The sequence below is a fragment of the Variovorax sp. Varisp46 genome, assembly GCF_059491885.1.
Genome location: NZ_CP168515.1, coordinates 4,644,885 through 4,661,450, shown reverse-complemented (window position 1 = coordinate 4,661,450; position 16,566 = coordinate 4,644,885). Strand labels below are relative to the sequence as shown.

The 16,566-nt window shown below is 68.0% G+C and carries 20 protein-coding genes; 3 read left to right on the top strand and 17 right to left on the bottom strand.

What is annotated here, in order from left to right; translation table 11 throughout:
• Position 1 precedes the first annotated feature (1 nt).
• Positions 2 to 451 (bottom strand): thioredoxin TrxC, encoded by a 450-nt coding sequence (gene trxC, locus ACEN9N_RS22015; RefSeq protein ID WP_007830221.1) that lies wholly within the window; start codon positions 449 to 451, stop codon positions 2 to 4.
• Positions 452 to 528: 77 nt separating this feature from the next.
• On the opposite strand from trxC, the gene pdeM reads away from it, so the two are divergent.
• On the top strand, positions 529 to 1,206 hold the full coding sequence (pdeM, locus tag ACEN9N_RS22010) for a ligase-associated DNA damage response endonuclease PdeM (protein ID WP_495654524.1): 678 nt from the start codon (positions 529 to 531) through the stop codon (positions 1,204 to 1,206).
• Between the two features lie 45 nt (positions 1,207 to 1,251).
• Here pdeM and ACEN9N_RS22005 read toward each other — a convergent pair whose 3' ends face one another.
• The 3 genes from ACEN9N_RS22005 to ACEN9N_RS21995 form a co-directional block, all read right to left on the bottom strand.
• Positions 1,252 to 1,782 (bottom strand): TPM domain-containing protein, encoded by a 531-nt coding sequence (locus ACEN9N_RS22005; protein ID WP_007830225.1) that lies wholly within the window; start codon positions 1,780 to 1,782, stop codon positions 1,252 to 1,254.
• A gap of 5 nt (positions 1,783 to 1,787) precedes the next feature.
• Positions 1,788 to 2,699 (bottom strand): TPM domain-containing protein, encoded by a 912-nt coding sequence (locus ACEN9N_RS22000; RefSeq protein ID WP_157632150.1) that lies wholly within the window; start codon positions 2,697 to 2,699, stop codon positions 1,788 to 1,790.
• Positions 2,700 to 2,785: 86 nt separating this feature from the next.
• The gene (locus ACEN9N_RS21995; RefSeq protein WP_007838488.1) at positions 2,786 to 3,385 is read right to left on the bottom strand and encodes a LemA family protein; all 600 of its coding nucleotides are present in this window, start codon (positions 3,383 to 3,385) and stop codon (positions 2,786 to 2,788) included.
• A gap of 46 nt (positions 3,386 to 3,431) precedes the next feature.
• On the opposite strand from ACEN9N_RS21995, the gene ACEN9N_RS21990 reads away from it, so the two are divergent.
• Complete coding sequence (locus tag ACEN9N_RS21990; protein WP_007838490.1) at positions 3,432 to 4,208, top strand: hypothetical protein; 777 nt, start codon at positions 3,432 to 3,434, stop codon at positions 4,206 to 4,208.
• Here ACEN9N_RS21990 and ACEN9N_RS21985 read toward each other — a convergent pair.
• The 7 genes from ACEN9N_RS21985 to ACEN9N_RS21955 form a co-directional block, all read right to left on the bottom strand.
• A complete protein-coding gene (locus ACEN9N_RS21985) occupies positions 4,188 to 4,862 on the bottom strand; it encodes a cysteine hydrolase family protein (protein ID WP_478179197.1) in 675 nt (224 codons plus the stop codon). The genes ACEN9N_RS21990 and ACEN9N_RS21985 overlap by 21 nt on opposite strands.
• Positions 4,859 to 5,791: an ABC transporter permease gene (locus ACEN9N_RS21980; RefSeq protein ID WP_495654523.1), complete on the bottom strand. Its 933-nt coding sequence runs from the start codon at positions 5,789 to 5,791 to the stop codon at positions 4,859 to 4,861. Before ACEN9N_RS21980 ends, ACEN9N_RS21985 begins: the two co-directional genes overlap by 4 nt.
• On the bottom strand, positions 5,788 to 6,912 hold the full coding sequence (locus tag ACEN9N_RS21975) for an ABC transporter permease (protein ID WP_495654522.1): 1,125 nt from the start codon (positions 6,910 to 6,912) through the stop codon (positions 5,788 to 5,790). Before ACEN9N_RS21975 ends, ACEN9N_RS21980 begins: the two co-directional genes overlap by 4 nt.
• Positions 6,905 to 8,431: an ABC transporter ATP-binding protein gene (locus tag ACEN9N_RS21970; protein WP_495654521.1), complete on the bottom strand. Its 1,527-nt coding sequence runs from the start codon at positions 8,429 to 8,431 to the stop codon at positions 6,905 to 6,907. The genes ACEN9N_RS21975 and ACEN9N_RS21970 overlap by 8 nt, the downstream gene beginning before the upstream one ends.
• 23 nt (positions 8,432 to 8,454) lie before the next feature.
• Positions 8,455 to 9,564 carry a BMP family ABC transporter substrate-binding protein gene (locus ACEN9N_RS21965; RefSeq protein WP_413313306.1) on the bottom strand — a complete coding sequence of 370 codons (1,110 nt, stop codon included), beginning with the start codon at positions 9,562 to 9,564 and terminating at the stop codon, positions 8,455 to 8,457.
• A gap of 68 nt (positions 9,565 to 9,632) precedes the next feature.
• Positions 9,633 to 10,019, bottom strand: coding sequence for a VOC family protein (locus ACEN9N_RS21960; protein ID WP_413331651.1), 387 nt, complete (start codon positions 10,017 to 10,019; stop codon positions 9,633 to 9,635).
• 4 nt (positions 10,020 to 10,023) lie between these two features.
• Complete coding sequence (locus tag ACEN9N_RS21955; RefSeq protein ID WP_007838509.1) at positions 10,024 to 11,025, bottom strand: isopenicillin N synthase family dioxygenase; 1,002 nt, start codon at positions 11,023 to 11,025, stop codon at positions 10,024 to 10,026.
• A 193-nt stretch (positions 11,026 to 11,218) separates the two neighbouring features.
• Here ACEN9N_RS21955 and rutR point away from each other — a divergent pair, with 193 nt between their 5' ends.
• Complete coding sequence (rutR, locus tag ACEN9N_RS21950) at positions 11,219 to 11,923, top strand: HTH-type transcriptional regulator RutR (RefSeq protein WP_495654520.1); 705 nt, start codon at positions 11,219 to 11,221, stop codon at positions 11,921 to 11,923.
• Between the two features lie 155 nt (positions 11,924 to 12,078).
• On the opposite strand, the gene rutF is transcribed toward rutR, so the two are convergent.
• The 6 genes from rutF to rutA are packed head-to-tail and all read right to left on the bottom strand — an operon-like array spanning position 12,079 to position 16,385.
• Positions 12,079 to 12,627: an NADH-dependent FMN reductase RutF gene (gene rutF, locus ACEN9N_RS21945; protein ID WP_413313302.1), complete on the bottom strand. Its 549-nt coding sequence runs from the start codon at positions 12,625 to 12,627 to the stop codon at positions 12,079 to 12,081.
• Between the two features lie 12 nt (positions 12,628 to 12,639).
• Positions 12,640 to 13,242, bottom strand: a complete 603-nt coding sequence (locus ACEN9N_RS21940) for a malonic semialdehyde reductase (RefSeq protein ID WP_007837396.1) — start codon at positions 13,240 to 13,242, stop codon at positions 12,640 to 12,642.
• Positions 13,239 to 14,045: a pyrimidine utilization protein D gene (rutD, locus tag ACEN9N_RS21935; protein ID WP_495654519.1), complete on the bottom strand. Its 807-nt coding sequence runs from the start codon at positions 14,043 to 14,045 to the stop codon at positions 13,239 to 13,241. The genes ACEN9N_RS21940 and rutD overlap by 4 nt, the downstream gene beginning before the upstream one ends.
• 5 nt (positions 14,046 to 14,050) lie before the next feature.
• Positions 14,051 to 14,443 (bottom strand): pyrimidine utilization protein C, encoded by a 393-nt coding sequence (gene rutC / locus ACEN9N_RS21930; RefSeq protein ID WP_007837393.1) that lies wholly within the window; start codon positions 14,441 to 14,443, stop codon positions 14,051 to 14,053.
• Between the two features lie 23 nt (positions 14,444 to 14,466).
• Positions 14,467 to 15,258, bottom strand: coding sequence for a pyrimidine utilization protein B (gene rutB, locus ACEN9N_RS21925; protein ID WP_495654518.1), 792 nt, complete (start codon positions 15,256 to 15,258; stop codon positions 14,467 to 14,469).
• 14 nt (positions 15,259 to 15,272) lie between these two features.
• Positions 15,273 to 16,385, bottom strand: a complete 1,113-nt coding sequence (gene rutA / locus ACEN9N_RS21920) for a pyrimidine utilization protein A (RefSeq protein WP_007837390.1) — start codon at positions 16,383 to 16,385, stop codon at positions 15,273 to 15,275.
• Positions 16,386 to 16,566 lie beyond the last annotated feature (181 nt).

Below are 16,566 nucleotides of genomic sequence, written 5' to 3'. Positions count from 1 at the left end.
GTCAGCCCGCGCCGTGCGCCTTCACCCACCGCACGATGTCCGCCGCGCCCATTGCGCCGGCCTGCCGCGCCACCTCGCGGCCGCCGCGGAACAGCGCCAGCGTCGGGATGCTTCGGATATTGAAGCGCGCACCCAGGGCAGGCACGGCCTCGGTGTCGACCTTGGCGAGCCGCACCCGTGGTTCCAGCTGGGCCGCGGCCTGTTCGTAGCCCGGCGCCATCTGGCGGCAGGGGCCGCACCAGGGCGCCCAGAAGTCGACCAGCACCGGGATCTCGTTGCGCGCGATGTGGCGGTCGAAGGTGGCTTCGTCCGGCAGCGCGGTGGAATGGCCGGCGAACAGCGGGCGGTGGCAGCTGCCGCAGTCGGGCGCGCTGTCCAGCTGCGCCGCGCGCACGCGGTTGGTCGTGTGGCAGTGCGGACAGACGATGTGCAGCGGGGGCGATTCGGTCATGTGCAGGAACTGGGGACGGCCAGGGCCGATTGCAAGGCGGCCGCGCGAACCTGCGTCTTTTGCGACACTTCCAGCCCGTGAGCCATTCCGATTCTTTCCCGTCGCCGTTTCCGCTCCGCTGGGCGGGCGAGCTGCTGCAGCTCTTGCCCGAGCGGGCGCTGTGGTGGCCCGATGCGCGCGTGCTGTTCGTGGCCGACCTGCACCTGGGCAAGGCCGCGGCCTACCGCGCGCTCGGCCAGCCGGTGCCGGGCGGCACGACGCAGGAAAACCTTGCGCGGCTCGATGCGTTGATGGCCCGGCTGGCCCCGCACCGCATCGTATTCCTCGGCGACTTCCTGCATGCGGCGCAGGCGCGCACGGTGCTCGCCGCGGTGGAGGCCTGGAGGACGCGCCATGCCGGCATCGCGATGACGCTGGTGCGCGGCAACCACGACGGCCGTGCGGGCGATCCGCCGGATGCGCTCGGCATCGACGTGGTCGACGAGCCCTTTCTGCTCGGGCCGTTCGCCTGCTGCCACCATCCGCAGACGCATGCCACGCACTTCGTGCTCGCGGGGCACCTGCACCCCGTTTGCAGGCTCCACGGCCCGGGGCGCGACAGCGTGCGGCTGCCGTGTTTCGTGAGCGATGCGCAGCAGGCGGTGCTGCCGGCTTTCGGCGAGTTCACGGGCGGGTGGCTGATGGAGCAGGCGCCGGGGCGGCGCTTTCATGCAGTGGGTGGCGACGCGGTGTGGGCGCTGCCCGAGCAGGAATGATTTGGGCTCCTTCCCCCAGCGGGGGAGGGAGAAAGAAAGAGAAAGTCAGAGCACCACCGGCTCGTCCGGCAGTTCGTTCACGTCGATTTCGTTCTCGCCCAGCGGAAAGTGCTGCACCAGCAGGGCCGAGATTTCTTCCAGCGCCTGCGTGAGCCCGTCCTCGAAGCGGCCCTCGCGGAAGGCCGCGCCCATGCGCTGCGCCATCGCGGCCCATTCGGCATCATCGACGCGCGCGTTGATGCCGCGGTCCGCCACGATCTCGATCGCGTGCTCGGCCAGCAGCAGGTAGATCAGCACGCCGTTGTTGTGCGCGGTGTCCCACACGCGCAGCTTGCCGAACAGCGTGACGGCGCGCTCGCGCGGCGGTGCATGGCGCCACAGGTACGACATCGGCAGGCCGGCCTCGACGCAGATGCGGATCTCGCCGCTGTGGCGCCGCTCGCTCGCGGCGACGCGGCCTGCGAGGCGCTCCAGCGCGGCTGCGGGCAGCGCGCGGCGAACCTCGGACTCGTCGATCCAGCGGTGGCGCCAGATGCGGCCGAGCTTCGAGAAGAAGGTTGCGTCGGTTGCCGTCATCGTGTTCACCAGTCCCCCGACGCACCGCCGCCGCCGAAATTGCCGCCGCCGCCGGAGCTGAAACCTCCGCCGCCGCCGCCACCACCACCACCACCACCACCACCGCTCCAGCCTCCGCCGCCACCGGAACTCCAGCCGCCCCCACCGCCGCCGCCCATCCGCCCGGCACCTGCGACCAGCGAGACGATGAGCGCGACAAGCGCCGCGATCACCGCGATGGCGATGCTGGTGGTGATGAAGAACACGACCACGCCGACGCCGCCCCCCACGACCACCGTGCCCAGCTTCTTGCCGAGGATGGCGCGCGCGATCGGCGCGCCGATGAAGACGCCGACGAACAGGAAGATCGCGAGGTTCTCCCAGTCGAAGCCACCGCCGCCTCCGCCGCCGTGGCTGCCCGTGTCGCGCGAGGGCTCGGGCAGCGGCTCGCCGTCGACCAGCCCGATGAGCCGGTCCACCGCCGCGTTCAGCCCGCCCGCGAAGTCGTTGCCGCGAAAGCGCGGCTTCATCTCCTCGTCGATGATGCGCACGGCCGCAAGGTCGGGCACCGCGCCTTCGAGCGCCTTGGCGGTGGCGATGCGCATCTTGCGGTCGTCCTTGGCCACGACCACCAGCAGGCCGTCGCCGACGTCCTTGCGGCCGATCTTCCAGGCGTCGCCCACGCGCTGCGTATAGCTGGCGATGTCCTCGGGCGCGGTGGTCGGCACCATCAGCACCACGATCTGCGAGCCCTTGCGCTGCTCGAAGGCCGCGAGCTTGGTGTCGAGGCCGTTGCGCTGCGCGGCATCGAGCGTGCCGGTCTGGTCAATCACGCGTGCGGTGAGTGCGGGCACCGGCAGCAGGCCTTGCGCGAATGCGCCGCCCATCGTCAGCAGCATGAGTGCCGCCAGGAGGCGCGCGCCCCATTCCAGAAACACCGCGGAACCGGCTTTGCCGGGCCGCTGGTGTTGCCCCCGGCGAGGGGGGAGGCGCAGTGACACGAAGTGCACGAAGACTGGGGGAGTTACTTTTTCGGCGTGCTGAAGTCGACCGTCGGCGGCGTGGAAATCTGCGCCTCGTTCTGCACCGAGAAGTTCGGCTTCGGCGCGTAGCTGAAGATCTTGGCCGTGATGTTGGTCGGGAAGCTGCGTGCGAGCACGTTGTACTCCTGCACGCTCTCGATGTAGCGGTTGCGCGCCACGGTGATGCGGTTCTCGGTGCCTTCGAGCGTCACGCGCAGGTCGCGGAAGGCCTGGTTGGCCTTGAGCTCGGGGTAGCGTTCCGCCACCACCATCAGCCGCGACAGCGCCGACGAGAGCTCGCCCTGCGCCTGCTGGAACTTGTTGAAGGCCTCGGGGTTGTTGAGCGTCTCGGGCGAGACCTGGATCGAGGTGGCCTTGGCGCGCGCCTCGATCACCTTGGTGAGCGTGTCCTGTTCGAAGCTGGCCTCGCCCTTCACGGTGGCCACGATGTTGGGCACGAGGTCGGCGCGCCGCTGGTACTGGTTGAGGACCTCGCTCCAGGCCGACTTGCTGGCCTCGTCGAGGGACTGGAACTGGTTGTAGCCGCAGCCGCTCAGGGACACGACAGCCGCAAGGATCAATAGCCAGCGCTTCATCATCATTTGCATTACCTCCGCAGAAGATGCGGAAGGTAGCATAGGTGGCTCGATGTCCCTCGATCCCCTCCACGCCCTGCAGGCCGCCAACCGTGCGGTATTGCCCGTTGCTTCCGACGCCTTCGGCACCCTGCTGGTCGCCGGTGCGACTGGCGCATTGGGGGCGGAACTGCTGCGCCGGCTCGCGGGCAGCCACCGCCATGCCCACACGCGCGTGCTGGCGCGCGAGCCGATCCGCGACGGGTTGCGCGGCGTCGAGACCTGCCTGAGCCCGGCCGAGCCGATCGCGCAATGGCCGCTCACCTCCGCCCACACGGCCATCGTCGCCTTCGACCCGCCGCGGCTGTACCACGACCGCGAACGCGCGCTGTGGGTGCCCGAGCCCTCGGACCTGCCCGCGCTGGCGCGCTGGCTGCGCGCCAGCGGCGTGCAGACGCTGGCCATCGTGCAGCCGCACGACCAGGGCCGGCTGCCCGAGGCGCTCAAGCGCGGACTCGCGAGCCTCGACGAGCAGGCGGTGGTGGCCTGCGGCTTCGAGCGCGTGATCCTCCTGCGCTCGGCGCGCAAGCCGGCGAACGCGAAGTTCGCCAATCCCCTCGAGCGGCTGGCCGCATGGATGCTGTCCGTCGTGCGCTTCATGGTGCCGAGCAGCGAGCAGCCGGTGCGCGCGTCGAAGGTGGCGGAGCTGGTCGACGTGGCGCTGCGCATCGCGCCGCCGGGCGTGCACGTGGCCGCGCCCGAGATGGTGTGGCAGGCCGCGCAGGGCGACATGCTGGCGGTGGCCGAGCGCTGGCTCAGTCCTGCCGCTTCAGCCGCGCCATTGGCGTAGCAGCTGGGCCGAATCGACCACCAGCCCGAGGTGCAGCGACACCATCGCCAGCGCCGCGCCTTCCAGATGCGGGTCGGTGCCGCGCACGAGGTCGCGCAGCACGATCACGCGGTAGTTGTGGTTGTTGGCGTCGAAGGCCGTGTTGAGCACGCAGCAGTCGGTGAAGCCGCCGTTGAGCACCACCGTCTCGATGCGCTGGTTGCGCAGCAGAAAGTCGAGGTCGGTCGGGTAGAACGCCGACAGCCGGCGCTTGCTGTCCACGCGCATGTCGCCGGGCTCGACGCGCGTGACCCATTCGGTCCACTTCGAGCCTTCGATGGCGTGCGCATCGGCGTTCGGAATCTCGCCCACGTGCAGCGGAAAGGTGCGCCGCCACGCTGACGGAATGCCGCGGATGTCGTCCACGCCATCGGGGCGCAGCACCGACTTGATGTGCACGATGCGCACGCCCAGCGCGCGCACCTCGTCATGAAAGCTGTCGATGGGCGCCACCACGTCGCGCGCCCGGGGCGCGGGGCAGGGGCAGTCGGGGCTGTCGTCGAGGTGGCCGCGGTGCATGTCGATGGAAACGACTGCCGTGGTCGCGGGGTTCAGGTAGTCGGCGAACCGCGCCGCGTCGAGTTCGCGCTCCTCGTTGTAGACCCAGGCCTTCATCGCCGTTCTTCTCTCACATAGGGTTGACCCAGCGCACCGGGCTGTTCATCGGCGCCGCGCCGCGAGAGAGCGACCCACACCATCACGCCGAGCGTCACCGCATACGGCGTCATCATCACGAAGTACTGCGGCAGTTGCACGCCGGCCGCGGCCAGCTGCGGAATCAGCGCTTCGATGCAGCCGAACAGCACGGCGCCCGCCAGCGCCTTCCACGGCGACCAGCGCGCGAAAATCACCAGGCCCACCGCGATCCAGCCGCGCCCACCCGTCATGCCCGCGATCCACAGCTTGGTGCTGACCACCGAGATGTACGCGCCCGCCAGCCCCACGAGGGCCGAGCCTGCGAGCACGGCAGCGAAGCGCCATGCCGTCACGCGAATGCCGGCCGCGTCCGCCGCCTGCGGGTTCTCGCCCACGGCGCGCAGCCGCAGGCCGGTGGTGGTGCGTGCGAAGAACCACGCCACCGCGCCGAAGATCGGCAGCGTGAGCCACACCATCGCGTTCTGCTCGAAGAGCTTGCCCACACCCGGCAGCATCGACAGCGGCCACAGGCCCATCGCGCCGATGCCTTCGGTCGCGTGGTTGGTCCAGTCGGCCATCGAGCCCACCAACGCCGTGAGCCCCTGGCAGAAGAACACCAGCGCGAGCCCGGCAATCACCTGGTTCACGCGCAACCAGATCACCATCACCGCGAACAGCACCGACACCATGCCGGCCGCCAGCATCGCGAGCACCAGCGACACCGCCGGCTGCCCGATGGCGATCTGCGCGCCGATGCCGGCCAGCGCGCCGACCAGCATCAGCCCTTCGGCGCCGAGCGAGAGCACGCCCGCGCGCTCGCTGATGATCAGGCCCAGTGCGGCCAGCGCATACGGCACGGCGAAGTCCGGCGTGCTCGCGAGCCAGTTGAGAACGATGCTGACGCTCATGCTGCGGCCTCCCCGCCCACCCGGCGCAGCCGGTGGCGAATGAAGAAGTCGCTCGACGCCACGCACACCACGATGACCGCCTGGATCAGCTGCACCATGGAGAACGGCACCTGGTAGAACACCTGCAGGCTGCGGCCGGTGACGAACAGCGCCGCCACCAGCAGCGCCACCACCGTGGCCGCAAGCGGGTTGTTGCGCGCGAGGAAGGCAATGAGGATGCCCGAGAAGCCATAGCCCTGGTAGAAGGCCTGCGTGAGCCGGCCCTCTTGCCCCGCGACCACCGCGAAGCCCGCGAGCCCGGCCATCGCGCCCGACAGCAGCACCGCGCCATAAATAGTGCGCCGCACCGGTACGCCGTTGGCATGCGCCACGCGCGGGTTGGCATCGACGAAGCGCAGATACAGCCCCACGCGGCTCACGCTCGCCAGCCACCACGCCAGCAGCGCGACCACGCCCGCGAGCAGGATCGAGCTGCCCACGCCGGCGCCCAGCTCGGGCAGCCGCTCGAAGGCGCGGAACTGCGGCGAGTAGGGGAAGTTGTCCTTCGGGTCCTTCCAGCTGCCATAGACCAGATGCAGCAGGAAGTTGGCCGCCATGTAGTTGAGCATCAGCGTCGAGATGATCTCGTTCACGCCGAGCTTCAGCTTGAGCCACGAAGGCCCCAGCACCCACAGCAGGCCGCAGCCGATGGCAGCCGCGAACATCAGCGGCAGGCGCAGGTTTTCGGGGCCGATCTGCCACATCGAGACGGTGGTCGCGCCGATGGCGCCCCAGATCATCTGGCCTTCGAGCCCGAGGTTCCAGAAGCGCGCGCGGAAGGCGACGCAGCCCGCGAGGCCGACGAGGATCATCGGCGCGGCCTGGAACAGCACGGCGCGGAAGTTCTGGCCGTCGAAGAAGGTCTGCATGACGAACTCGTTCGCGAGTTCGTCGGCTGGTACGCCCGCCGCCACGAGGATCGCGGCGGAGATGGCGAAGCCCACGAGCAGGGCGGCCGCGAGGATCAGCGCCTGCCAGCGCCAGGCCATGTGCTGGCGGATTTCGAGCGCGTAGCGGCGGCCGGCGAGCGGCGGGGTCTTGGGAGGATGTGCCATGTCGGCTGCCAACGCTGCTTCAGCCATGGTCCACCATCGCCTGTCCGATGGCTTGCCGGTCGGCGGGCTGCGCGAATTCGCCGGCGATGCGACCGCGCGCCATCACGCCCACGCGGTCGGCCAGCTGCAGCACCTCGTCGAGGTCTTCGCTGATCAGCAGCACCGCCGCGCCGCTGGCGCGCGCGGCGCGAAGCCGCGCATGCACCTCGGCGCTGGCGCGCACGTCGAGCCCGCGGCTGGGGCTGTGCGCGAGCACCAGCGTGGGCGACTTGCCGAACTCGCGCGCCAGCACGAGCTTCTGCGCATTGCCGCCCGACAGCAGCGCGGCCTTCTGCGCGACCGAGCGCACACCCTGCACGTCGAAGGCGCGCACGGCTTCCTGCGTGTCGCTCTGGATGCGGTTGCGGCGCAGGCGCCACACGGGGCCGTAGCGGCCGGTGTGCACGCGGCCGATGGCGTAGTTCTCGGCCACCGAGAGGCCACCCGCGAGCGCGAGCCCGTAGCGGTCGGCCGGAATGGCGGCAATGCCGATGCCGCGGCGCGCGGATGCGGCCATGGTCTTCAGGTCGCCATGGCCCTCGAGCCGGATCTCGCCTTCGGTGGCTTCGCCCGGCAGGCCCATGATCGCGCCCGCCAGCTCGCCCTGTCCGTTGCCGCCGACACCGGCGAGGCCGTAGATTTCACCGGCGTGCAGTTCGAGATCCACGCCGTCGAGCACGCGCCGGCCTTCGGGCGAGGCCGGCGTGCGCAGTCCGCGCACGGACAAGCGCACCGGGCCACGCGATATGGTCGAGGCCTGGAAGCCTTGCATTGCAACCGACTCACCCACCGTGAGCTTCACCAGCTCGGCAACAGAGGCTTCGTTGGGCCGCAGCGTGGCCACCGTGCACCCGCCGCGCATCACCGTCACGCGGTCGGCATACGTCTTCACGTCGGCCATCTTGTGCGTGACCAGCACCACGGCCGCCCCGGCGCGCGCCAGCCCTCGTACCGTTTGCAGCAGGCGCGAGGCCTCCTGGTCGGTCAGCACGGCCGTGGGCTCGTCGAGGATCAGGATGCGTGCGCCCGCGAGCAGCACCTTGAGGATCTCGACGCGCTGCTGTTCGGCAATCGAAAGCGCATCGATGCGCTTCGACGGATCGATGTCGAAGCCCAGCTCCGAGGCCTTGTTGCGAATGTCGCGCTCGATCTCGCGAAGCCGCTCGCCATGGCTTTGAAACTCGGCCGGCGGCGGTGCCGTGAGCAGGATGTTCTGCGCCACCGTGAAAGGCCGCACCAGCTTGAAATGCTGGTGAACCATGCCGATACGGTGCTTCGCTGCGTCGCGCGGACCGGCGAAGCGCACCGCGTTGTCGTCCACCATCAGTTGCCCGGCCTCGGGCGCATAGAGCCCGGCCGCGATGTTCATCAGCGAAGACTTGCCCGCGCCGTTCTCGCCCAGCAGTGCATGCACCTCGCCCCAGCGTGCGGCAAAGTGAGCGTCGGTCAATGCCGCGAAGCCGTCGAAGGACTTGCGGATGCCGGTGAGTTCGAGCGCATTGGGCATGAGGTTCCGGAGGCCTTGCTTGCTTACTTCTGCGTAACCACGCCCTTGACGAACCAGTCCATCTTCCACAGGTCCGCATCGGACAGCACCGCGCCCTTGGCCACGCGCTCCTTGCCGTCGCGGTCGGCGAGCGGGCCGGCGTAGACCTGCTTGCCCTTCATGATCGCGTCGCGCTCGGCGGTGATGAGCGTGGCCTTGTCCTTGGGCACCGCGGGGCCAAACCCCGCAATGTCGGTGCCGCCGTCCTTCATCTCGATGAAGGCTCCGTATGGCGAAGGCTTCCATCCACCCGCCATCACCTTCTTCAGTTCGGGTGTCAGGAAGCGGTCCCACACCCACACCGACGAGCACAGCGTGGCCTTGGGCGCGAACTGGCGCAGGTCGCGGTGGTGGCCGGTGCCGTACACGCCGCGTTCCTGCGCGACGATCTGCGGCGTGGGGCTGTCGACGTGCTGGCCGATCACGTCGGCGCCCTGGTCGATCAGTGCGGCGGCGGCGGCGCGCTCCTTCACCGGGTCGTTCCAGGCGCCGGTGTAGATCACGTTGACCGTGGCGTTCGGGTTCATCTTCTGCGCGCCGAGAGCGAAGGCGTTGATGGTCCAGTTCACCACGCCGAAGGGATTGGCCGCGACGAAGCCGAGCTTGCCGGTCTTCGACGCCGCGCCGGCCGCCATGCCGCAGAGATACTGGCTCTCGTAGGTGCGGCCGTAGAAGGATTCGAGGTTGCTGCCGTTGGTGGTGCCCGAGCCGTTGAGGAAGGCCACGTCGGGGTACTTGGCTGCCAGGTCCTTGAAGCTGTCGGAGTAGCCGAAGGCCGTGCCGATCACGATGTTGGCGCCGCGCTGGATGAACTTCTCGGCCGCGGGCTTGATGGCCGAGGCGTCTTCCGGCACGTTCTCGACGAACTGGATCTTCTGGCCGATTTCCTTCTCGACCTTCGCTCGGGCTTCGTCGAAGGCCTGCGTCCAGCCGCCGTCGTTCTTCGGGCCGAAGTAGAGCATCGCGATCTTCGGCTTGTCCTTCAGCGTGAAGCCATCGGCGGCCGCGGCGGGCAGCGTGGTGAAGAACGCGCCGCCGGCCGCGATGGTCATCGCGAGGCCCAGGCCGGGAGTGAGGGTGCGCAGCTGCTGCATGGAACTACCTTTGGTGAGGGGCTTTGAAGAAAGGGAGGGACGAGAAAATCGAAAACGGGCAGTGCGCGTCACATCATGAAGTTGATGCGGAACACATTGCCCTCGGGGTCCAGCAGCACCGACTGGTACCAGTTGTAGTAGGTGACGTACGGCGGCTTGACGAGCGTGGCACCCGCTTCGAGCGCAACGGGCACCATGCGGTCGACGTCGGCTTGGCTGTCGACGTCGATGTTCAGCAGGAACTTGACGCCGCGCGTGTCGGAGAACTCGGCGAGGTGCAGCAGTTCGTAGGCATCGAGCGCGTTGAAGCCCAGGCTCGACTTGCCGGTGTCCAGCCCGCGGAAGATCGGCGAGCGGATCGCCTCGATCTCGGCGAAGCCGAACACGCGCTGGTAGAAGCCGCTGAGTGCGACCACGTCCTTCGCGAAGACGTTGACGTAAGACAGGTGGGCCATGCGTTCAGGCCGTCACTTTGGTGCCGCCGAAGGTCGTCTGCTTGACGAACTTCGATGTGAGGTGGTCGCCCGAGGAGATGGGCGCGTACTTCGCCTCTTCGCCCGGCGCGAGGCAGCTCGGCAGGCACTCGACCATCGCGTCGTAGTTGGGCTGATGGAAGAACACCAGCGACTGCCGGCGATTGGTGCTCGCCACCTCGAACGGCGGATTGATCACGCGGTGCAGCGTGGACACCCATTGGTCGTTGGTCCACTGCATCATGAGGTCGGCGATGTTGACCACCAGGCCGCCTTCGACCTGCGGCACGTCGACCCACTGGCCGGCTTTGTTGAAAACCTGCAGGCCCTTGTCGTCGGGCAGCACGATGGTGAGGCTGCCGTAGTCGCTGTGCGCGCCCGCACGCAGCTGGCCGGGCAGCGGCTGTTCGCGCTGGGGCGGATAGCTCAGCACGCGGAACATGCTGATGTGCCTGTCGATCTTGTCGTCGAAGAAGGTCTCGGGCAGCGACAGGCCGAGCGCGAAGACGCGCATCAGCGAGCGCGAAAGATCGCTCATCGCCTCGAAGTAGCCTTCATAGGCTTCGCGGAAACCTTCGATGGGCGGCCAGCTGTTGGGCTCGAAGTGCGGTCCGGCGGCGGGACCGCGGTGGTAATCGTCGTTCGGCACGTTCGACGGGCCGATGGAGAACGATTCCTTCAGGTCGCCCGGCGCCGCTTCTTCGAGGCTGTACGAAAGGCCTTCCTCGCCCACTGCGCTGTAGCCGCGCACCGCGTCTTCGCGCGGGCGATCGACCTTGCGCTTCTCGCCCAGCGGCATGTCGAAGAACCTTCGCGAGAGCGACGACACGCGCGAGATCAGCTCGGGCGAAATGCCGTGGTTGGTGATGACCAGGAAGCCGATGCTGCGGCAGGCCGCATCGACCTTCTTCGCGACCTCGGCCTTGCCTTCGGCAGTGCCGGCGAAGTAGGGCGCGAGATCGATGATGGGGACGGACAGCAGGGTCATGGCAGGTTCCTCATGCTTGGCATGCCTTTCGCCATGCAACGTCTGTGCCAGTTGGACCAAATGGACAAAACGCATCCGTCGCGTCAGCATGGTGCGCAACCTTGCGCCGCGAAGGCAACTGCGGCGCAAGGCGATGCACCGTGGCCTTACAGTGGTGCGCCGTCTGCCGATTCATGAACAAGAGCGAGGGAAGATGCCGAAGACCAAAGCGCTGGCCGCAAGCGCCAGCAAAGAGAGCCCGGTGCGCAAGCGCGCCAAGCCCGCGGTGCGCAGCGCGTCGGCGGTGAACCGCCGGCTGCGCCAGATCGAGGACAAGCGCAGTGCGATCCTTGGCGCGGCGCTGGGGTTGTTCTCGCGCTTCGGCCTGCACGGCACGTCGATCGACCAAGTGGCGGCGCGCGCCGATGTGTCGAAGAGCAACCTGCTCTATTACTTCGCGAACAAGGAAGAGCTTTACGTCAATGTGCTGCGCGACCTGCTGGCGCTGTGGCTCGAACCGCTGCGCGGCTTCAGCGCCGAGCAGGACCCGGGCGAGGCCATCGGCGGCTACATCCGCCGCAAGCTGGTGGTGTCGCGCGACCGGCCCGATGCGTCGCGGTTGTTCTGCCTTGAAATGATCCAGGGCGCGCCGCTGCTGCGCGATGAACTCGACCGTGAGCTGCGCACGCTGGTGGAGAAAAAATCGGAAGTGATTCGCGCGTGGATCGAGGCCGGCAAGCTGGCGCCGGTCGACCCGCATCACCTGATTTTCGCGCTGTGGGCGGTGACGCAGCACTACGCGGACTTCGGCGTGCAGGTGCAGGCGCTGACGGGCCACACGCTGGACGATGCGGTGTTCTTCGAGCAGACCGTGGAGAGCGTTCAGCGCATCGTGCTGCAAGGCGTTGCGCCCCGCTGAATCTTGCCTTGCTCCCTCCCCCTCTGGGGGAGGGTTGGGATGGGGGCAAGCAGCGTGTCCATCGAGCGCTCTGCCTGCCCCCATCCCAGCCTTCCCCCAGAGGGGGAAGGAGCAATTCAAAGGCATTGCCTGCGAATGCAGAAGGGTAAGAAGCGTCAGTGCTGCGGCGGCGCAGCGATCTCGTGATAGCTCCTGTCGAAGTAGATCAGCCCCTGCGCCGCGCCACCGATGGCAATCGCCACCGCTTCGCAGAACAGCACGTCATGCGTGCCCGCGCTCGTTGAATGCACCACGCGGCAGTCGAAGGACACGGCCGCGTCGTCGAGCATCGGCGAGCCCGTGGTCTTGTGGCTCCAGTTGCCGGCGGCGAAGCGTTCGTCCATCGGCGTCTTGCCGCCGAACAGCGCGGAGAGCGACTGGTGCCCCGCGGCCAGCACGTTCACGCACAGCACGCCGTTGGCCTTGAACGCCGGATACACCGAGGCCGAGCGGTTCAGGCACACCAGCAGCGTCGGCGGTTCGTCGGTCACGCTGCACACGGCCGAGGCCGTGAAGCCGGCGCGGCCTGCGGGGCCGTCGGTGGTGATGATGTTCACCGCGGCGCCCAGGCGCGCCATTGCATTGCGGTAGTCGGCCTTCGGCAGGCCCGTAGGCAGGCCGGGTGGGTTCGATGCTGCAGGGTGGGAGGCCATGGCGTTCAGCATGTCGTGACTCTTTCAGGCCAGCACACAGGCCTCGTCGAAGGGCAGCCGCGGCAGGCGGCCGAACACCTTCGACGCATCGCCGTGGCCCAGGTTGATGAGGAAGTTGGTGGTCCAGTCGGTGCCCTCGAAGAAGGCGGCATCGACCTTCGCCTTGTCGAAGCCCGACATCGGCCCGGCGTCGAGGCCGACCGCGCGCGCGGCGAGCAGCAGGTAGCCCGCCTGCAGGCTGGCATTGCGGAAGGCGGTCTCGTGCGCGGCCTCGGGGCTGCCGGTGAACCAGCTGCGCGCGTCGGCATGCGGGAACAGCGTGGGCAGCTTGTCGTAGAACCTGCGGTCCCATGCGGCGATGACCGTGACGGGTGCGGCCATTGTCTTGTCGAGGTTGCCCTTGGAGAGCGCCGGCGCGAGGCGCTGTTTGCCTTCAGGCGTGCGCACGAACACGAAGCGGGCAGGCGAGCAGTTGGCAGAGGTCGGGCCGAGGCTTGCGAGCGCGTAGATCTGCTGCAGTTGTGCATCGGTGACCGGTTCGCCGGTCCAGCCGTTGTGGCTGCGCGCGCCGGTGAAAAGCAGCGACAGCGCGGCGTCGTCGAGAGTGGTGGAAAGCGTTTGGGTCATGCGGGAATGGCGGGTGCGCTGACCCGGGAAAGAAAGTCGAGCAGGCTGCGGTTGAAGGCTTCGGCCTCGGTTACGCTGTGGGCATGGCCGCCGTGCGGCATGAAGTCGAGCGTGACGTCGCGCAGGCCATCGGCCAGGCGCTGCGAGCAGGTCCAGGGCACGAGCGCGTCGTCCTTGGCTGCGGCGACCAATGCAGGGGCGGCGATGTCGGCGAGGCGCGCGTCGATGTCGAAGGCCCGCAGCGCGGCGATGCGCGCGCGCATGTTGGCTTCGCCGGGGAAATGCGCGAAGGCGTGGTCGACTTCGTCGGCGACGCGCTGCGCGTGTTCGGCGCACCAGGCAGCCGGGTACAGGAAGATCGGTTGTGCTTCCACGTATGCGCGCGGGCCGCAGGCGCCGAGCAGAGCGAGCCGCGCGTCGAAGCAGCGCGCCGAATGCGGATTGGGCCGGGACCATGCATTGATGAGCACGAGACTCGCGATGCGCGAGGGCGCATCCAGCGCGAGCTGCAGGCCCACCAGGCCGCCGAGCGCGTGGCCCGCGAAGTGGCATTGCGAAGTCTTCGTGGCATCGAGGATGTCGAGCACGTCCTGCGCCATGTGTTCGATGGCATACGCATCGGGCAGCGCAGCGGGGCTGCGGCCCGTACCGCGCTGGTCGTATGCGATGACGCGGTGCCCGGCGGCGACCAGTGCGCCGAGCTGCGGCTGCCAGAAGCCCGCCGAGCCACCGAGGCCGGACGACAGCAGCACGGTGGCCGCCGCATCGGCCGGCCCATGCACTTCGTAGTGCAGCGACGGCATGAGTGTCAGGCCTTCTTGCCGACGTGTGCGATCGAGGCGATCTCGATCAGCGCATCGGGCTTCACGAGGCCGCACTGGATGCAGTAGCGCGCGGGCTTGGTGCCGGGAAAGAACTCGGCATACACCGCGTTGATCTTCGCGTAGTCGGCCCAGTCCTTGAGCATGATCTGGTTGAAGGTCACGTCGTCCATGGTGCCGCCCGCGGCTTCGACCACGCCCTGGATGATGGTGAGTACATGCCTTGCCTGTGCGCTCGCGTCGCCGACGTGGACCACGTTGTTGTCCTTGTCGAAGGGCAGCGTGCCCGACACGTAGAGCACGCCGTCGGCGAGCGTGCCGGGGACGTAGGGGGCGAGCGGAACGCCGGTGCCGGGCGGGATGATGGCTTGCTTGGGCATGAGAGGAGGCTCCTTGAAGTGAATCAGGCGATGGCCGTTTCGGCCGGTGCGGGTTGGGTGATCGATGAAGGCGCGAAGATGCGGCAGAAGTCGTCTACCGTGGAGACCCATCCGAAGAAGGTCTCGACGTTGTAGACCGATGCCTTCTGGATCGCAGGGCCGCCGAGTTCGTGCGTGGCGTCCTCGAGCATCACGGCGAAGTATTCGAGGTGGAAGGCATCGCGCAGCGTCGATTCGACGCACACGTTGGTCGCGATGCCGGTGAACACCAGGTGGCGGATGCCGCGTGCACGCAGCGTGCTGTCGAGCGTGCTGTTGAAGAAGCCGCTGTAGCGCGTCTTGGGCACGACGATGTCGCCGGGCTGTGGCTTCATCTCTTCGATGAGGTCGTAGTCCCAGCCGCCCTTGGCGAGGAACTTGCCCTGCAGCTCGGGCCTGGCGCGCATGGTCTTGAGCGCGTTCGACTTGTGCCAGTTCGGCGAGCCGGGGCCGCCGGCTTCGATGTACGCCGCGTCCCAGCCGTTCTGCAGGAACACAACGAGCATGCCGGCCGCGCGTGCCGCTGCGATGGTGCGCGCGATGTTCGCGATGGTGCCTTGCGCGCCCGAGATGTCGAAGCCTGCCGAGTCGACATACCCGCCGATGGAGGCGTAGGCGTTCTGCATGTCGACGACGATCAGCGCGGAATCGGTCGCGTGCAGCGCCAGTGGCTCGGGGCGCGCGGGCAGCACCTGCGGTGCGGGGGCGCTGGGCAGCCGCGGTGCGCCAACGGGGATGTTCGATGTGAGAGTCGTGTTGCGTGCGGAAGTGCTCACGTGATGCTCCCTGCTCAGGCCGCGAGGCGCTCGGGCTCGGCCTGCGAAGGCACGGGGCTCTGCACATGCGCGCGGCTCTTCATGAGCGGCTGGATGCGCTCGCCGAAGGCTTCGACGCCCTGCACGAAATCGTCGAAGGTCAGCAGCACGCCTTCGGTGCCGGGCACCTCTGCCATTTCGTCGAGCAGGCGCGCGACGGTGGCGTAGGAGCCGACCAGCGTGCCCATGTTGATGTTGACGGCGGAGGTCGGGTCGGCCATCTGGCGCACGTTGGTGTCGGCGCCCGACTTGGTGTCGGCTGCGCCCTGCTGGCCCAGCCATGCAATCGCTTCATGGTCGGCGCCGGCCTTGTAGTGCTCCCACTTGGCGCGCGCGGCGTCGTCGGTCTCGTCGGCGATCACCATCATCAGCACGTAGGTGGTGACGCTGCGGCCGGTCTTCGCGGTGGCCTCGATGAGCTTCTCGGCCGCGGGCGCGAAGGCCTTGGGCGTGTTCACGCCCTTGCCGAAGCAGAAGTTGTAGTCGGCGTACTTGGCCGAGAACTCCATGCCCGCGTCGCTCTGGCCGGCGCAGATCACCTTCATGTCGGCCTGCGGCTGCGGGCTCAGGCGGCAGTCGTCCATCTTGAAATGGTCGCCCTTGAAGTCGGACTGGCCGGTGCCCCAGAGGTCGCGCAGCACCTGGATGTATTCGCTGAGGTACTGGTAGCGTGTGCCGAAGAACTGGTCGCCGGGCCACATGCCCATCTGCGAGTACTCGGGCCGCTGCCAGCCGGTGACGAGGTTGAGGCCGAAGCGGCCATTGGAAATGGAGTCGATGGTCGACGCCATGCGCGCCACGATGGCCGGTGGCATCACCAGCGAGGCGGCCGTGGCAAACAGCTTGATCTTGCTGGTGACGGCGGCGAGGCCGGCCATCAGCGTGAAGGATTCGAGGTTGTGGTCCCAGAACTCCGTCTTGCCGCCGAATCCGCGCAGCTTGATCATGGACAGCACGAAGTCGACACCGTAGCGCTCGGCCTTCAGGGTGATCTGCTTGTTGAGTTCGAAGCTGGGCTTGTACTGTGGCGCGTTTTCGGAAAGCAGCCAGCCGTTGTTGCCGATGGGAATGAAGATGCCGACGTTCATGGAAGCGCTCCTGTTGCGAGGTTGCGAAGCTCCTTGCATGCGCCGTGCCAGTTGAATAAGTTGTTTTGAATCAATGGGTTAGGGAAAAATTGCATCCACGTTTTGACCATTTGGTCCAAAGTGGAGCAGGTGTTCTGCCGGGATTGCGGCAGCACGGTGCAGCATGGACCAAAGCGGTGCA

Excerpts from the sequence above, each read along its gene's own strand:
- rutD (WP_495654519.1), bottom strand. The coding sequence starts at position 14,045 with ATGCCGTCGCTGCACTACGAAGTGCATGGGCCGGCCGATGCGGCGGCC.
- ACEN9N_RS22005 (WP_007830225.1), bottom strand. The coding sequence starts at position 1,782 with ATGACGGCAACCGACGCAACCTTCTTCTCGAAGCTCGGCCGCATCTGG.
- ACEN9N_RS21975 (WP_495654522.1), bottom strand. The coding sequence starts at position 6,912 with ATGGCTGAAGCAGCGTTGGCAGCCGACATGGCACATCCTCCCAAGACC.
- ACEN9N_RS21970 (WP_495654521.1), bottom strand. The coding sequence starts at position 8,431 with ATGCCCAATGCGCTCGAACTCACCGGCATCCGCAAGTCCTTCGACGGC.
- ACEN9N_RS21990 (WP_007838490.1), top strand. The coding sequence starts at position 3,432 with ATGTCCCTCGATCCCCTCCACGCCCTGCAGGCCGCCAACCGTGCGGTA.
- ACEN9N_RS21980 (WP_495654523.1), bottom strand. The coding sequence starts at position 5,791 with ATGAGCGTCAGCATCGTTCTCAACTGGCTCGCGAGCACGCCGGACTTC.
- rutA (WP_007837390.1), bottom strand. The coding sequence starts at position 16,385 with ATGAACGTCGGCATCTTCATTCCCATCGGCAACAACGGCTGGCTGCTT.
- ACEN9N_RS21960 (WP_413331651.1), bottom strand. The coding sequence starts at position 10,019 with ATGGCCCACCTGTCTTACGTCAACGTCTTCGCGAAGGACGTGGTCGCA.
- rutC (WP_007837393.1), bottom strand. The coding sequence starts at position 14,443 with ATGCCCAAGCAAGCCATCATCCCGCCCGGCACCGGCGTTCCGCTCGCC.
- ACEN9N_RS21940 (WP_007837396.1), bottom strand. The coding sequence starts at position 13,242 with ATGACCCAAACGCTTTCCACCACTCTCGACGACGCCGCGCTGTCGCTG.
- rutR (WP_495654520.1), top strand. The coding sequence starts at position 11,219 with ATGCCGAAGACCAAAGCGCTGGCCGCAAGCGCCAGCAAAGAGAGCCCG.
- ACEN9N_RS21955 (WP_007838509.1), bottom strand. The coding sequence starts at position 11,025 with ATGACCCTGCTGTCCGTCCCCATCATCGATCTCGCGCCCTACTTCGCC.
- rutF (WP_413313302.1), bottom strand. The coding sequence starts at position 12,627 with ATGCTGAACGCCATGGCCTCCCACCCTGCAGCATCGAACCCACCCGGC.
- ACEN9N_RS21965 (WP_413313306.1), bottom strand. The coding sequence starts at position 9,564 with ATGCAGCAGCTGCGCACCCTCACTCCCGGCCTGGGCCTCGCGATGACC.
- ACEN9N_RS21995 (WP_007838488.1), bottom strand. The coding sequence starts at position 3,385 with ATGATGATGAAGCGCTGGCTATTGATCCTTGCGGCTGTCGTGTCCCTG.
- ACEN9N_RS21985 (WP_478179197.1), bottom strand. The coding sequence starts at position 4,862 with ATGAAGGCCTGGGTCTACAACGAGGAGCGCGAACTCGACGCGGCGCGG.
- trxC (WP_007830221.1), bottom strand. The coding sequence starts at position 451 with ATGACCGAATCGCCCCCGCTGCACATCGTCTGTCCGCACTGCCACACG.